The organism is Pseudopedobacter saltans DSM 12145 (assembly GCF_000190735.1).
In the GTDB taxonomy this organism is placed as follows: domain Bacteria; phylum Bacteroidota; class Bacteroidia; order Sphingobacteriales; family Sphingobacteriaceae; genus Pseudopedobacter; species Pseudopedobacter saltans.
On the sequence record NC_015177.1, the window covers coordinates 2,378,607 to 2,393,457 of the forward strand.

The following is a 14,851-nucleotide window of genomic DNA, read 5'->3' on the forward strand; positions in this document are numbered from 1 at the left end:
AAACGGGTGTACTTGGGATCCTTCGACTGCGCCGAGGATGACTAAGAAGAATCAGTTTAGGTTTGTGCAAGGTCTTCTTTTCAGAAAGAACCTGCTTGGGCAGAAGGACAGAAGAAAATCCGTTTCAGGAAAAGACATCTCTCCGTCCAGGTAGCGGTCTCTCGAAAAGGCCATACGATTCCACATACCTATCGGCTTTAAGTCCTCTACTTTTAAGCCTTAAGCTACTATGATACGATATTAATTCTTGCCTTCAAAAACTAACGATATATAATACATACCTCCTATAGATGGGTTTCCAACAGAAGTAACATAGTATTTATTCAATAAGTTAGCTCCTCCAATCTTCAATATCGAACGATAAGCAGGTAATTTGAAACTAAGCTGTGCATCCAAAGTACCGTATGCAGGCACTTCTCCAGAAGCAAATGCAGAACGCCATATAAATTGATCCTGCCAGCGATAAGTCAGGTTAAAATCAGTATTCCTTATAATCTCATTCCCTCCCACACCTGCATTAAATTTGTAGGCTGGGGTGTTATAGGTATTAAAAAACTTATCAGGCATTTTACTTAATTTATCCTGGGCGACATTAGCCATCCATTTTAACTTTTTCCAGTTATATTCCATGCCCAAAGCCCAACCCTGTGCTTTTACCGGCTCCTGAACGTTTACTGTTGTTTCATACCGTACTGGAGACATTAACCCGGTTGGATTCCCCGGAGTTGGATTTTGCCAAAGAATAGCTGCAGTTAAAAAGTCTCGATAGTTATTGTAATAATAAGAAGCATCCAGATGCAAAGCACTTGTTAATAATGCCCTGTATCCTATTTCGTAAACCTGCACCTTTTCAGGTTTAAAAACAGAAAAGGTAAAATTCTCTAAAACTGACGGGTTACTATAGCCACTTTCTACATAAGCTCTGTAACTTAAATCTGTATAAGGCTTATTGGTTTTCAGCTCATATTTATCCAATAACTGCGGCAATGCACCTACTAAACGTGAACCAGCCCGAACGAGCAAATCTATGTACTGAGACTGTGCTGTCGGATTCCTGAACCCGGATTGGTAAGAGAAACGGAAATAGTGATTTTTACTCAAATTCCAAACTGCCGCCACTCTCGGAGATAAGAAACCACTAAAATTCTCACTTTTATCATAACGAATAGAGGTTACAAATTTAAGTTTCTCATCAAAGAATTTCTTAGTCCCCTGAACATAGGCGCCATATTCGGCAATAGTTAGCTTTTTATTGAGGTCATCAAACAGCGTACCTCCCGAATTCAAATCATATAATCTGTAAGAAGCGCCTGCAATTAAGTCGACCGCAGAAATTAGCCCCGACAGATTGTACATGCCTTCATAATGCCATAAATTAGTTTTATCGTTAAATTTCGCACCTCCCTGTGCCCCTATTGTCCGTGATGCTATATCTTGTTTTGCCTGGATAAATTCTTCTGATCCTGGGACAAATCTGCCATTATCTGCTGTTGAACGAGCGGTTAAATGTGCTTGAGTCTCATCTTGTCCCATTTTTCGGCCTGCCAGATATGCGCCTACATATTGTGGAAACCAAGCAGTACTTGGTTTAGAACGCTCATTAATCAAAGAAGCTAATGCCGTAGTGTTATAGGCATCTCCCGATCTTTCTTGCGTTGTATAAGCTCTTAAAAAAAATCTGTTCCCTTTTAGTTCTAATTTATATTGCCCGATATTAAAATTTTTCAAAGAATAACGATCGGCCCCTGTATATACAGATGTTCCCGTCCCCCAATAAGCCTGTGCACTGGCCTCAATATCTTTTCTGATTTTATAGTTGAAAGACCCGCTCGTTCTGAAACTACTTGTATTATAATCCACCAAATCATTTTCCAGATATCCGGTTCGGGAAACATCCTGATTCGGTATAATCCCATTCTGAAGACCCAAATAAAAAGGGCTTACCGATGGCATTACACTTAAAAATCCCTGAATTTGAGCATCATAAGGCGTAGACCCTGTTGCCGACTCGTATTCCTTAATATATGCCTGCCTGGCTGTACCAACAACAGCCTGAGCTACATTTCTCATATTAACCTTAATTTCGTCGCCGTATACATTGATTCCATCATAGGCCGGGTCACTGCTTCTATCCCCAACTTTGCCAAGCATACCGGTTCGATCATAATTGGATTGATCCAGAGCCTTCCAGTCATCGGCTTGCAAATAGGAAAAGTTCACTTTAAACGCTAGTTTGCTATTTAATGCCTTTGCATAGCGAACTTGTACATCATTCCAGTTTGCCACACCCTGCTGGCTTTTGTCAATATGATTAATTCCTGTTTTTAATTGCACACTCAGTCCCTGATGGATAAACGGACTTTTAGAGTTCAGTAATAAAGTTCCATTTATTCCGCCAGCACCATATAATGCCGATGAAGAACCCGGAATCAACTCTGCACTTTCCAGATCCAGATCTGTTATTCCTGCTATATTACCCACCGAAAAATTTAAACCGGGAGCCTGATTATCCATTCCGTCTAAAAACTGGTTGAATCTCACATTTCCATTTGCGTTAAACCCTCTAGTATTTAAAGATTTGAAGGTAAAACTTTGTGTACTTTGCTCAACGCCTTTCAGATTTACCAATCCATCATAAAAAGAAGTAGCCGCCGTCTTTTTGATATCTTCTATTGAAATACGTTCGATAGAAACCGGCGATTCCAAAATACGTTCAGGAATTCGGGATGCGGAAACCACTATTTCATTACCGAGTATATGCTGTACACTTAATGCAGCAATTATCGGTGTATTTTGGTTTTTCACTACAAATTCCTCCGGCACATAGCCTAAAAAAGATACCTGTAGCTGTAAGGGTAAAGATGCTGCAATATGTAAACTAAAGCTGCCGTCTTGATTAGTAACTGTTCTCTTACTATAGCCCTTAACAGCTACCAGAGCACCGCCGATAGGATCTTTACTCACTTTATCAAATACACGGCCTTTAATTGTAATGGACTCCTGAGCAAACGATAACTGATTCTGAAATAAAATAAAAATAGATAGGTAAATGGGTAAAATATACTTTCTATAAGCGTTCAATTTGTAAGTTTTTAATTACGTGAGCGCAAATATAAACACAAGAACCCATTTTAATACAAGTTGCGTGGACAAAATTCAACAAGTTCCAGTATAACACCAGACAGACAACACGAAAAATATTTAGTAAAAAACACCCAAATACATCAAAACAACCATTCACATTAAAGAACTTATCAGTTCTACCGGTCAAAATTCACCATTTCATTTTGTTGAACATAAGTAGACGGAGTTATCCCTGTCTTTTTTTTAAAAGCGGCAAAAAAAGTACTTCTTGATGAAAATCCCGCATCCCGCGCCAGCCCCTCTAAACTAAACGAGCGCCAATCTCCGTTATCCAAACGCTTCTTCAGGTAATCCACCCTATAAGAGTTTATAAAATCTGTAAAACGCTGCTTATAATAATGGTTTAAGATATACGAAAGATGATGTATAGGCATCTTTAAAGCCTTTGCCAACTCATTAATGGTATAACCTGGCTGTCTAAAAGCTTCCTCATCAATGATATACTTTCCAACCTGTTCCGCATAACTTTCAATAAGTTCGGGGTTAAAAGGAATTTCCCGATCAGGCGATTTATCCACTTGTTGAGTATCCTCCATAACCAGTGCCGTCTCAGAATCGGGTTTCTTTGTCATTTCAGGCTCTATATCCAGCGGCGCTAGTTTGCCGGTACCTCTCGGTACGCCATACAAAATTTCAGGTTTAAAAAAAAGATAAATGCTTAAAGCCATAAATCCAGCCACCTGCATTAAACGCGGGATAGAACGTCCGGAATCAAGCGGACTTTTTCCAGATTCTAAATTTAACCAGGCAAACACAGACATGCTTCCCAGCCCGGCATAAACAACAGTACAAAAAACGGCAAAGGTAATCAACCAATTAGTCACTGTCCTGAACTCTTTTAAATTATCCTTCTGAAGAATTTGATAGAGCAATCTCCATTGAAATATCAGGTAAATTACACCTAGTATCCATCTCAACTGGAAATGCCAGAATGCAGGTATCAGACCATCACCTCTCTGATAAGCCAGACTGAAATTACCAGCTATTGCATTGGCTACCATCTGTTTTTCCTGCGGCCCCGACAAGTAATATGGAAGCAATTCCATTGCATGCAGTGTTGCCGGCAAAAAATGTAGCCAGTCATATTTTCTGAATCTTGTTTCATCCAACAGAACACTACGGGTGTAGAGATAATTACAGGCAGGTATCAAATAATAAACAGGACTTCCTATACGGTAAATACCTGGAATATAAGCCAACCATCCCGTTACAATTAACAGGTAAAGAAAAACATACCATCCCCAGCCAAAAATCACTACTCCTAACAAGCGGTTGGCATGTTTCTGACTCCCGCCGCTTTTAAACAGCAAAATACTCGTCAAAAAACTGGTAAAAACTCCACCTATTAAAAGAATATCGTAATAATTTATCACAAGCCCACCTTTGTCAGATTAAACAATAATATATGTCAAAGATAAAACTATCAGTGTTTTTCAAAATTAAAAAAACAAGTTTATTCTCTTTACAATGCTTTTCCAAAATTTTCCCTTTATTTAAAAAGCTTTTTTAGGTACTAACTTTAAGAGTTTATAAACTCTTTCTCTGTTTTATTTTAACCATCACATTAACAGATTCTCTTGTGGATGGACTGAAACTGCCTACAATTGGAAAAGTCTTTTATAAAAAAGAATAGGTTAGAAACCTGAGGAACTTGACTATTATTTCTTTATTCGTGTAACATAGCTACCAGGTCAGGGCTTAGCTGTAAGACTTGAACCAGGCGCGAGATTGCTTCGCAGGCTCGCAATGACAAAATAGGAACGTAATTGCTCCAAAGGAGTTTCTTTCGAACGGACCCGGGAAACAATCTTTGATAGTAAAAGCCAATCACGCTCAAGTTTTCTGTGTAAAGGTATAGTGCGAAAGGTGATTTGGACCTTTATGTAAAAGTATTGATGGGAGAAACCATATCCTCTGAACAGAGAAAAACAAACTACTGCAAATGTTTAGGTTTCTTCTTCTCACTCGCCTGCTGAACAATTTCGCTTATTCTTTTTTGACGGGTTTCAGCTCGTTTAGCCAAAACAAGCCATTGTAGAATTGCTTTCCTTACTGATTTGCTTAAACTTAGAAAATACTCTTTTGTACCTTCATGATTATTAAATTCTTCTTCCAGATCATATGGAATTATTAATTCCTCCACCTCATCCAGAATAGTCCAAGAGCCATTTTGTTTGGCAAGCTCAATGCTGGCATTCCCTGCGTCAGTCATTAGTCCGTCTGCAATCAGTCTTTTTACTTTTTCTTTATTGATTTTAGACCAAGTACTTTTCGGCTTCCTCTTGCTAAAAAACTGATGTGAGGTTTCCAGGTCTATCTTGATTCTTTTACTGTCTATCCAACCAAAACAGAGCGCGGTATCTACAGCCTCGCTCCAGCTGATTGTAGATTTGCCAGAAGATTTGGAATAAAGGACAAGCCATACAGACGATTTGGAAAGATGATTTTGTTCCAACCATTTTCTCCACTCTGCAAGGCTTGCCGGATAAAATACTTCCTGTTCCTTCGCTGACATTGATTTGTATGCAAGTTCAACTTTAGATTGCAATAGTATGGGAGCGCCACCTAAAGACCAAACGCTTTATACTACACTGTTTTCTAAGAACATAGTTTTTATAAAATCTACCTCTCCGGTCTCGACGTTATAAAATGCTCCTATAATACCAATTTCACCATTCTCATACATTTCACGCAATACATCGCTTTTATCAAGAATTTCGGTAATCGTATGATCTACATGCTGATTAGCTACCAGATTAATACCTTCAAGGGAATTTAGATCTACGTTTGTATGATGTTTCCTTACATATTCAATTGAAGGGTTTACCTTTTCAAGAAGATTAGTAAGGTGTCCCAGATGAACTTGTTTACATGCGCCGGTAATTGCTCCACATTTAGAATGTCCTAATACTACAATTAGTTTAGAACCTGCAAGTTTACACGCAAATTCCATTGAACCTATCACATCCTCGCTAAGTACATTTCCAGCGATACGAATACTAAATATGTCACCAAGCCCCTGATCGAAAATAAGTTCTGCTGAAGTACGGCTATCTATACAACTTAAAATAGCTGCAAAAGGGAACTGGCCATTCTTTGTTTCGTTCACCTGTTCCAGCAGGTTACCGTGAGCTTTTAAATTGTTTACAAAACGCTGATTGCCTTCTTTTAAAAAAGATAAGGCTAACGAAGGTGTTACTGATTTTTGGTCTTCTATATTATGTAATCGCATGCTGTAATTTTTTCACAAAGGTAGAGAAGTAAGAGGAAAGTAGAAAGAGAAAGTTGTAAGTTGTGAGTGGAAAGTAGTAGGTAATAAGTGGTAAATAGAAAGTCGCAAATAGGAATTGGTCTTTGCTCTTTGTTCGTTAGTCCTCTTTCCTATCCCCTTATACAATTTTAAGTGAATAAAAAAGCCATTCATTTAGAACGGCTCTTTTTATTGCATCAAATGCAGTTATTATTTTTTGTAATGGGTCAAAGCTTCTGGCAGATATTTTTTAATATCTGAAATACGTGTCGCATCACTTGGGTGAGTGCTTAAGAACTCGGAACTACCTGCTTTCTTTCCTGATGCCATTCTTTCCCAGAAATAAATAGCCTGGGATGGATCGTAACCAGCCATAGCCATAAAGGTTAAACCTAAACGGTCGGCTTCCGATTCCTGCTTTCTCGAATTCGGCAATAACACGCCCACCTGAGCTCCTACGCCGAACATCTGATCGAAAACGGCTTTCCCCGAAGCTGTTTTAGTTACTGCAGCACCGGCCAAGCTCCCTAAACCCGATGCAATCATCTGTTGAGAATAACGCTCAGCAGAGTGTCTGGCTATCGCATGAGCAATTTCATGCCCCATTACCGTTGCCAAACCAGCATCATTTAAGGTGACAGGCAAAATACCTGTATAAACAGCCACTTTTCCTCCAGGCATACACCATGCGTTTACCTCGTCACTTTTAATCAGATTAAACTCCCATTGAAAATTGGCTATCTGGCTTCCTAAGCCGTTATCATTCATGTACCTGGTTACGGCAGCAGCGATCTTATTTCCCACTTCCTTAACCTTTTTTGCTTCGGCAGTATTAGTGATTACATTTTTAGAGTTTTCTGTGAGAAACTCTTTATAACTTGTTGCTGCAAGCGTGTTCATTTCTCCATCACTAACCAAACTTGCCTGTCTTCTTCCTGTCAGTGGAACCGTAGAGCAGGCTCCCATCATCACAATTAATGCCGAAAAAGCTATTCCTTTAACATTTAACTTTAACATAAGTTTAATCTTTCTTTTTTCCAAATAAGTTAACTTTCGATTCCTTTCCTTTCAACAACCTTTCTATGTTTTTTTGGTGTGTTACCAGAATGAGTACACAAATGCACATTCCGTAGATTAAAATTGCCTTTACTGATACATGGAAAATAAATATCAGGCTCACCGGAAAAGTGAATCCAGCTAGTATAGAACTTAATGACACATAATTTGTGATCAGCAAAACGGTAACAAACACAAGAACGCATAGCAAAGCTGCTTGAGGATGCACAGCTAAAACCATTCCAAGTAATGTGGCTATCCCCTTCCCGCCTCTAAAACCTGCAAAAATTGGAAATAAATGCCCCATTACCGCAACAATCCCAAGGGCTAACTGATAGTTAACATATTGTACAGAATGCTCGGGTCCTGTAATTGATAGTCCTATAAAATAGGCAAGATTTGTAGCTGTCCAACCTTTCAAAATGTCAATCAGCATTACAGGAATACCCGCTTTTTTCCCAAGTACACGAAAGGTATTTGTAGCACCAGCATTGCCGCTACCATATTCCCTTACATCTACCCCGTAAAAAGCCTGACCGATCCAGACAGCTGTAGGTATGGAACCAAAAATATAGGCTAAAATAATAGCCCCAATTGAATATATAGATATCATTCTATGCTATAGTTTTAAACGATGGCTTACCTTTTATTCTTAACCAACAACCGCTTTCAGACTTAAATCCAACCCTTTTACCGAATGGGTAAGCGCACCCATAGAAATATAATCTACTCCACATTTGGCATAATCTAAAGCATTTTGTGGTGTTATGTTTCCTGACGCCTCTGTTGCAACAGTTTTATCCACTATCGCAACAGCTTTTTTCAGATCTTCGAAATTAAAATTATCCAACAGAACTCTGTCTATCCCTCCTATTGCCAATACGCTTCTTAATTCTTCTAAATTTCTAACCTCGACTTCTATTTGCAGATTTCTATTTTCTTTTTTCAGATAATCTTGTGCCGCTTTAACTGCATTTTCTATGCCACCAGCATAATCAACGTGATTATCTTTGATCAAAATCATATCGTACAATCCGAAACGGTGATTTACCCCACCTCCTATTTTCACGGCCATTTTTTCCAGATATCTTAAGTTAGGGGTGGTTTTACGTGTGTCTAACACCTTTGTTCCCGTACCTTTTAGATTTTTCACTATTTTATGGGTCGTGGTTGCAATGCCACTCATTCGCTGCATTAAATTCAGGAGTAATCTTTCGGCTACTAAAATAGATTGTACACTTCCGGATACATACAAAACAACATCACCAACCTTTACTTCTGTTCCGTCTTTAAGTAAGATTTCCACATTTAAATCGGGATCCACTTCGTTGCAAACTTCCACCGCAACATCTACACCCGCTATTACTCCATCTTCTTTAACTAATAATCTGGCTTTTCCCTTTGCATCTTTAGGAATGGTTGAAAGAGAGGTATGGTCTCCATCTCCTAGGTCTTCGGCTAAAGCCGATTTTATAATTTGTCGAACAATATTCTTATCCAAAACTTGTGATTTTTGAGGCAAAAATATAAATTTTTTCAAGCTGCCCTTATTCTTTGTTTTCTTCTATTCTAATTTGAGCTATCAAAAATTTACCGGACGTGATCTTCAGTTCATAGCTAACTCTAAAGATATTTTTACTGGTATTCAATAAAATAACCGCAAATTTATAGTTTGAATTTGAAGTCACTTTATGGATTATTTGAGAAGATTTAGGTGGATTTTTCTGAAAAAAGTCTTTCAAAATAATTGCAGTCTGCACATTCGAGTAAATCTCTTCTTGTCCCAATATGTTTAACTCAACAGTAGGAGCAAAATATCCGGACATGGATTTAACATCACCACTTTTCATAAATGCTGCAATTTCTTCTATCACATCTGCCTTAACAATACTTACAGCACTTGTAAGAAAAAACAACAAAAAAAACTTTTTCATAACTTTTTGCTTCACAAAACTCTTTGACAAGTTTCTTAAATGAGACTCTAATTTACAAACAAAACATTTTTAAAAAAGCTTAATGTTAAAATAACTATATTTGCTATGTGAAAAATAAAAAAGTTGCGCTTATTATATTAGACGGCTGGGGATATGGCCGAAAGGATTCTTCAAATGCCATTTTAGCGGCAAAAACACCTTTTTTTAACGCCTGTTTAGCTCAATATCCCAATAGTAAATTAGTAGCTTCCGGCACAGCTGTTGGTCTTCCTGAAGGTCAAATGGGAAACTCTGAGGTTGGGCACATGAACCTGGGTGCGGGAAGAATAGTTTATCAGGAGTTGGGACGTATTAACAAAGCTGTTGAAGACAATGAATTTGTGAGCAATACTGCCCTGAAAAACGCCTTTGAATACGCAAAAAACAACAATAAGAAAATTCATTTCATCGGTCTGGTTTCTAACGGTGGAGTACACTCTCATATTAACCATCTAAAAGGACTTTGCGATGCGGCAAAATCTTTCGGGTTAAACGATGTTTTTATTCATGCATTTCTGGATGGCCGTGACACTGACCCCAATTCGGGACTTGGTTTTATAACTGAACTTAGCGACTATTTACAACATTCTTCCGGTAAGTTAGCCTCTACAATAGGCAGATATTATGCTATGGACCGCGATAATCGTTGGGAGCGTGTAAAACTAGCCTACGACGTAATGGTTAAGGCTGAAGGGAAAAAAGTACAGTCTGTTATAGAAGGTATACAGCAATCCTATGCTGAAGGAGTTACAGACGAATTTGTTAAACCAATGGTTGTTTGTGATGAAAACGGCAATCCTTTAGCAAAAATTGAAGATGGCGATGCGGTAATCTGTTTCAATTTCAGAACTGACAGAGGAAGGGAAATATCTTTGGCACTTACTCAGAAAGAATTCCCTGAACAGGACATGAAGCCTTTGGATATTCACTATGTTACCATGACGACTTATGATGAAACTTTTAAAAATGTACATGTTGCATTTGAAAAGGATGATTTAAGAATGACTCTTGGTGAGGTATTGGAAGGTGCTGGCAAAAACCAGATCAGAATTGCAGAGACTGAAAAATATCCTCACGTTACTTTCTTCTTTTCCGGAGGTCGCGAAAAGGAATTCAATAATGAGAAAAGGCTATTAATTCCTTCTCCTAAAGTAGCTACTTATGATTTGCAACCGGAAATGAGTGCAAATGGTATTAAAGATGCTATTATTCCAGAATTAGAAAAAGGGTGGGCCGATTTTGTTTGTTTAAATTTTGCCAATCCGGATATGGTTGGACATACAGGAGTTTTCGAGGCCGTGGTAAAGGCTGTTGAGACGGTTGATGCATGTGCTGAGGCTGTAGTGAAAACAGGTATAGCAAACGGTTATTCTTTTATTATTCTTGCGGACCATGGTAACGCTGATTATATGGTGAACGACGACGGTTCTGCTAATACTGCACATACTACTAATGTAGTTCCTTGTATTTTAATAGACGAGGATTATAAAGCTATTAAGGATGGAAAGCTAGGAGATATTGCTCCAACTATCCTAAAATTAATGGGAATTGATATTCCTCAGGAGATGAGCGGGAACGTTTTAGTTTAATGAAGAGACTGAATTTATTTCTTGTAAGCTTATTATTTCTAGGCTCTTGTAAATCCGGCAAAGAAAAGGATATACAGGAGCTTAGTTATTATGACATTAAAGGCTTTTTCGAGCAAGAAATAGTAAAGTTAAATAAAACTAATCCTGTTGTAAAGAAATCCGTATTTTATAACCAGGATGAAGAGGTGAAGACCTTAAAAATAAAGGATTGGGCACAGGAACTCAGCCTGTTTGTGGAATCAGATATCAACAAATCTTCCTGGAAAAACAGCTATAAAATAGACAGCCTTCCAAATCAGATTGTCTATACCGCTAAAGAAAATGATTTAAGAACCCAAAAAATCATCATCGATTTTAAAGATTCAAAACCGGTTAAGTTCTCTATCAAAAATAAATCTATAAATTATTTATATACGACTTCTGAAGATTTAACTTTTTATACAGACTCGTTATATAACATTGTAAAAGATCAGCATGTTACTGTTCTTGGTGATAACCACTACATAATAACTGGGTTGTTAGTTCGCTAGACGTTTTTCGTTGTTGTTTTTTGATGTTCGATGTTCGTTTCACAGAACGAATAACAACCAACATCCATTGACCATAAAATACTTATTTACTTCCCCATTACACTATAAACAAATAGCTTTACTATATTGTCAACTGTATCATTAGTCTTGCTATGAGTAACAATACAGCACATATTTTAGATCATAAACATATTTCCCCTACGCCAATGCGGCAGCTGGTTTTGGACACGCTGTTGAATAAGAAATCAGCTTTAAGTATTAATGATATCGAAAAAATGTTGTATCCTGCAGATAGAATCACCATTTACAGGACATTGAAGACTTTCGAGCAAAAAGGATTGATTCATCAAGTAGAAGACGGAAGCGGATCTTTAAAATATGCGCTTTGTCAGGACAGTTGTGACGATAATGCACACCACGATGTCCACGTACATTTTTCTTGTAAAGCATGTAAAGAAACATTTTGTCTGCCAAAAAATCAGATCCCTAAGATTTCCTTACCTCAGGGATATCAACCAGAAGAGATAAGCCTTACCGTAAAAGGCGTATGTAAAGACTGTCAGATTACAATGCAATAGCATTGCATTCCTTTTTACATTATGTTTGTCTTTGTAATTATTAACATTGACAAACATGAGCAACATACTTCAACATAGTCATGACAATCATGACCACGATCATGGAAATGATGTTCAAAAGGTAAATACTCCTGAATGGAAGTCGCACCTTAATTTGATCATTGCGCTGGGCATTTTTCTGGTGATGATGGTTCTTGAATATGGTTTTCACTTCAATACAAATAATTATTTGGGACTTGTTATTTTCCTTTTTGCTTATTATTTGGCGGGAAGTGACGTTTTGAAATTGGCATGGGTAAAAGCCAGACGTTCCGATTTCTTTAATGAATTTTCCTTGATGAGTATAGCCACGATTGGTGCTTTTAGCATAGGTGCTTACAGCGAAGGTGTTGCGGTTATGATTTTCTATTCTATTGGAGAATGGTTTCAGGAAAGCGCTGTAAAAAAAGCAAAGAACAACATTAAAGCTTTGCTGGATATTCGCCCCGATACCGTTACCGTCATCAGAAATAATACTCCCATAGATGTAAAACCTACCGAAGTAGTTATTGGAGAGATGATACAGGTAAAACCCGGAGAAAAGGTGGCTCTGGATGGTATTTTGAATACTGAACATGCTACTTTCAACACTGCTGCGCTAACCGGCGAAAGTAAGCCAGATGAGAAATATAACGGAGATGAGATTCTCGCCGGTATGATTAATGAAAGCAAACTTGCCGAGGTAAAAGTGACTTCACTGTTTCGCGATAGTAAATTGAGCAAGATATTGGAAATGGTACAGGATGCAACCGCAAGGAAATCAAAAACTCAACTATTCATTTCCCGATTTGCTAAAATATACACGCCGATAGTTTTTGCTTTGGCTGTACTTTTGGTTGTCATTCCGTCTTTCATATACCCAGACTATGTTTTTACAGATTGGTTATACAGAGGTTTGGTATTTTTAGTAATCAGCTGCCCTTGTGCGCTGGTTGTTTCGATTCCCCTGGGGTATTTTGGAGGTATAAGCCTGGCATCAAAAAATGGTATTCTTTTTAAAGGTGGAAATTTTCTTGATGTTATGAGCACTATCGACACGGTAGTAATGGACAAAACTGGTACATTAACCAAGGGTGTTTTTAAAGTTCAGGAAATGGACACCGAAATGGACAGGAATGATTTCATCAAAATAGTCGCTGCTATTGAGAGCAAATCAAGCCATCCTATTGCCAAAGCCATTACTCAATATGCCGATGGAAAGTACGAAGATACGGTGGTAAAGGATGTTGAGGAAATTGCAGGTCATGGATTAAGAGGAACTGTCGACGGAAAAGATGTGCTTGCAGGTAATGGAAAGTTACTTAGGAAGTTTAATATTTCTTTTCCCGACCATATAGAAAACATAGTAGAAAGTATTGTGGTTGTCGCTGTGGACAAACGATACGCAGGTTATATTACTGTCGCGGATGAGATAAAAGAAGATGCTGCACATACTATTTCTGATTTAAAAAAGAACGATATCTTAACCATAATGCTTAGTGGGGATAAAGACACCATAGTTCAAAAAACAGCTTATTTATTGGGTTTAGACAAAGCTTTCGGAGCGCTCTTACCAGAAAACAAAGTTAATAAGGTTAAAGAACTAAAAAATGCAAATAAAAGAATTGCATTTGTTGGCGACGGTGTTAATGATGCCCCTGTTATTGCTTTAGCTGATGTTGGTATCGCTATGGGAGGATTGGGAAGTGATGCCGCCATTGAAACCGCTGATGTTGTTATTCAAACGGATCAGCCTTCTAAAATACTTTCTGCTATAAAGATCGGGAAAATCACCAAATGGATCGTTTGGCAGAATATTATACTGGCTATGGCTGTAAAAATTGCCGTCTTGATTTTGGGAGCCGAAGGCGTTGCCTCTTTATGGGAAGCAGTAATTGCCGATGTTGGCGTTGCATTATTAGCTATCCTGAATGCTGTAAGGATACAGGCAAAGAAGATATAGCACATTTCCAAAAGGGGCGTAACCTGGCGCAGGTACAGGAAAACCTAATTCTTACTAAGATTTTAAGTAATAATTCTGGACTTTTACAGCATATCTAAGAGAGATTTTTATAAAAACAGTGTTTAATTATAATAGTGTTGTTTTTGCACTTGATCTTTCAGACAGCGTTAACTGCCTTTTTATTTGTTGTGTGTGCCTTTCGGTATGAGCGATTAAGAATTCAAATATATCTCCCAACCTCAATTTAATAATTCTATTAATTGAGATTGGGATTCTACATTCACTTAAATTGAGATGTTTAGCAAAACGCAAGCATTCCAATAATTGTTTTTGATACCTAACAAAATCGGTGACAGTTATTTCCGGGTTTTGCTTTCCTGCGGGCACATGTCTTTTAGCAGCTTTATATTTTTTTGTATTTCCCATCATCTTAACAAAAAACTGGCCTACAAATCCTCTTAGAAAAAAATCATCCAGAATATCGCTTGTTTTGAACTGTTTTATTTTATCCTCTAATAGCGGCAAATAATACATGCTATAGGTATTCAAATGCTCTAAACATTCAGCTATACTCCACTCTTGTTCGGCTTTCCATCGCAATTTCTCGTTTTCTAAATTTCGTATATCTGTATTTATAAAATTCAATTGCCGTTCTGCTCTTACTATTAAATCCTGTAAAAACTCACCTTTGTCTATTTTTCTCATAACTTAATTTTTTTCAAAAATGATAGTTTTATATTTTAGTTCTCT

The 14,851-nt window shown here is 37.7% G+C and carries 13 protein-coding genes; 4 read left to right on the forward strand and 9 right to left on the reverse strand.

Going from position 1 to position 14,851, the window contains the following annotated elements; all coding sequences use genetic code 11:
- Positions 1 to 240: 240 nt before the first annotated feature.
- The 8 genes from PEDSA_RS10135 to PEDSA_RS10170 all read right to left on the reverse strand — a co-directional run bounded on the left by PEDSA_RS10135 (position 241) and on the right by PEDSA_RS10170 (position 9,384).
- Positions 241 to 3,081 (reverse strand): TonB-dependent receptor, encoded by a 2,841-nt coding sequence (locus PEDSA_RS10135; protein ID WP_013633066.1) that lies wholly within the window; start codon positions 3,079 to 3,081, stop codon positions 241 to 243.
- Positions 3,082 to 3,260: 179 nt separating this feature from the next.
- Positions 3,261 to 4,517 (reverse strand): helix-turn-helix domain-containing protein, encoded by a 1,257-nt coding sequence (locus PEDSA_RS10140; protein ID WP_013633067.1) that lies wholly within the window; start codon positions 4,515 to 4,517, stop codon positions 3,261 to 3,263.
- Between the two features lie 560 nt (positions 4,518 to 5,077).
- Positions 5,078 to 5,659 carry a YdeI/OmpD-associated family protein gene (locus tag PEDSA_RS10145; RefSeq protein ID WP_013633068.1) on the reverse strand — a complete coding sequence of 194 codons (582 nt, stop codon included), beginning with the start codon at positions 5,657 to 5,659 and terminating at the stop codon, positions 5,078 to 5,080.
- Positions 5,660 to 5,725: 66 nt separating this feature from the next.
- Positions 5,726 to 6,376 carry a carbonic anhydrase gene (locus PEDSA_RS10150; RefSeq protein ID WP_013633069.1) on the reverse strand — a complete coding sequence of 217 codons (651 nt, stop codon included), beginning with the start codon at positions 6,374 to 6,376 and terminating at the stop codon, positions 5,726 to 5,728.
- 228 nt (positions 6,377 to 6,604) lie between these two features.
- Positions 6,605 to 7,411 carry a M48 family metallopeptidase gene (locus tag PEDSA_RS10155; RefSeq protein WP_013633071.1) on the reverse strand — a complete coding sequence of 269 codons (807 nt, stop codon included), beginning with the start codon at positions 7,409 to 7,411 and terminating at the stop codon, positions 6,605 to 6,607.
- A 4-nt stretch (positions 7,412 to 7,415) separates the two neighbouring features.
- A complete protein-coding gene (plsY, locus tag PEDSA_RS10160; RefSeq protein WP_013633072.1) occupies positions 7,416 to 8,063 on the reverse strand; it encodes a glycerol-3-phosphate 1-O-acyltransferase PlsY in 648 nt (215 codons plus the stop codon).
- A gap of 39 nt (positions 8,064 to 8,102) precedes the next feature.
- Positions 8,103 to 8,951: a carboxylating nicotinate-nucleotide diphosphorylase gene (gene nadC, locus PEDSA_RS10165; RefSeq protein WP_041537040.1), complete on the reverse strand. Its 849-nt coding sequence runs from the start codon at positions 8,949 to 8,951 to the stop codon at positions 8,103 to 8,105.
- Between the two features lie 46 nt (positions 8,952 to 8,997).
- Positions 8,998 to 9,384, reverse strand: a complete 387-nt coding sequence (locus PEDSA_RS10170; RefSeq protein WP_148233524.1) for a DUF4783 domain-containing protein — start codon at positions 9,382 to 9,384, stop codon at positions 8,998 to 9,000.
- A 107-nt stretch (positions 9,385 to 9,491) separates the two neighbouring features.
- Between PEDSA_RS10170 and gpmI the strand changes: the two genes are divergently transcribed.
- The 4 genes from gpmI to PEDSA_RS10190 all read left to right on the forward strand — a co-directional run bounded on the left by gpmI (position 9,492) and on the right by PEDSA_RS10190 (position 14,101).
- Complete coding sequence (gene gpmI / locus PEDSA_RS10175; RefSeq protein ID WP_013633075.1) at positions 9,492 to 11,012, forward strand: 2,3-bisphosphoglycerate-independent phosphoglycerate mutase; 1,521 nt, start codon at positions 9,492 to 9,494, stop codon at positions 11,010 to 11,012.
- Positions 11,012 to 11,542 carry a hypothetical protein gene (locus tag PEDSA_RS19590; RefSeq protein ID WP_013633076.1) on the forward strand — a complete coding sequence of 177 codons (531 nt, stop codon included), beginning with the start codon at positions 11,012 to 11,014 and terminating at the stop codon, positions 11,540 to 11,542. Before gpmI ends, PEDSA_RS19590 begins: the two co-directional genes overlap by 1 nt.
- Before the next feature lie 152 nt (positions 11,543 to 11,694).
- Positions 11,695 to 12,120, forward strand: coding sequence for a Fur family transcriptional regulator (locus PEDSA_RS10185; RefSeq protein ID WP_013633077.1), 426 nt, complete (start codon positions 11,695 to 11,697; stop codon positions 12,118 to 12,120).
- Between the two features lie 55 nt (positions 12,121 to 12,175).
- A complete protein-coding gene (locus PEDSA_RS10190) occupies positions 12,176 to 14,101 on the forward strand; it encodes a heavy metal translocating P-type ATPase (protein ID WP_013633078.1) in 1,926 nt (641 codons plus the stop codon).
- 126 nt (positions 14,102 to 14,227) lie between these two features.
- On the opposite strand, the gene PEDSA_RS10195 is transcribed toward PEDSA_RS10190, so the two are convergent.
- Complete coding sequence (locus PEDSA_RS10195; protein WP_013633079.1) at positions 14,228 to 14,806, reverse strand: DinB family protein; 579 nt, start codon at positions 14,804 to 14,806, stop codon at positions 14,228 to 14,230.
- Between the last annotated feature and the right edge of the window lie 45 nt (positions 14,807 to 14,851).

Excerpts from the sequence above, each read along its gene's own strand:
- PEDSA_RS10145 (WP_013633068.1), bottom strand. The coding sequence starts at position 5,659 with ATGTCAGCGAAGGAACAGGAAGTATTTTATCCGGCAAGCCTTGCAGAG.
- PEDSA_RS10150 (WP_013633069.1), bottom strand. The coding sequence starts at position 6,376 with ATGCGATTACATAATATAGAAGACCAAAAATCAGTAACACCTTCGTTA.
- PEDSA_RS10155 (WP_013633071.1), bottom strand. The coding sequence starts at position 7,411 with ATGTTAAAGTTAAATGTTAAAGGAATAGCTTTTTCGGCATTAATTGTG.
- plsY (WP_013633072.1), bottom strand. The coding sequence starts at position 8,063 with ATGATATCTATATATTCAATTGGGGCTATTATTTTAGCCTATATTTTT.
- PEDSA_RS10170 (WP_148233524.1), bottom strand. The coding sequence starts at position 9,384 with ATGAAAAAGTTTTTTTTGTTGTTTTTTCTTACAAGTGCTGTAAGTATT.
- PEDSA_RS19590 (WP_013633076.1), top strand. The coding sequence starts at position 11,012 with ATGAAGAGACTGAATTTATTTCTTGTAAGCTTATTATTTCTAGGCTCT.
- PEDSA_RS10185 (WP_013633077.1), top strand. The coding sequence starts at position 11,695 with ATGAGTAACAATACAGCACATATTTTAGATCATAAACATATTTCCCCT.
- PEDSA_RS10190 (WP_013633078.1), top strand. The coding sequence starts at position 12,176 with ATGAGCAACATACTTCAACATAGTCATGACAATCATGACCACGATCAT.
- PEDSA_RS10195 (WP_013633079.1), bottom strand. The coding sequence starts at position 14,806 with ATGAGAAAAATAGACAAAGGTGAGTTTTTACAGGATTTAATAGTAAGA.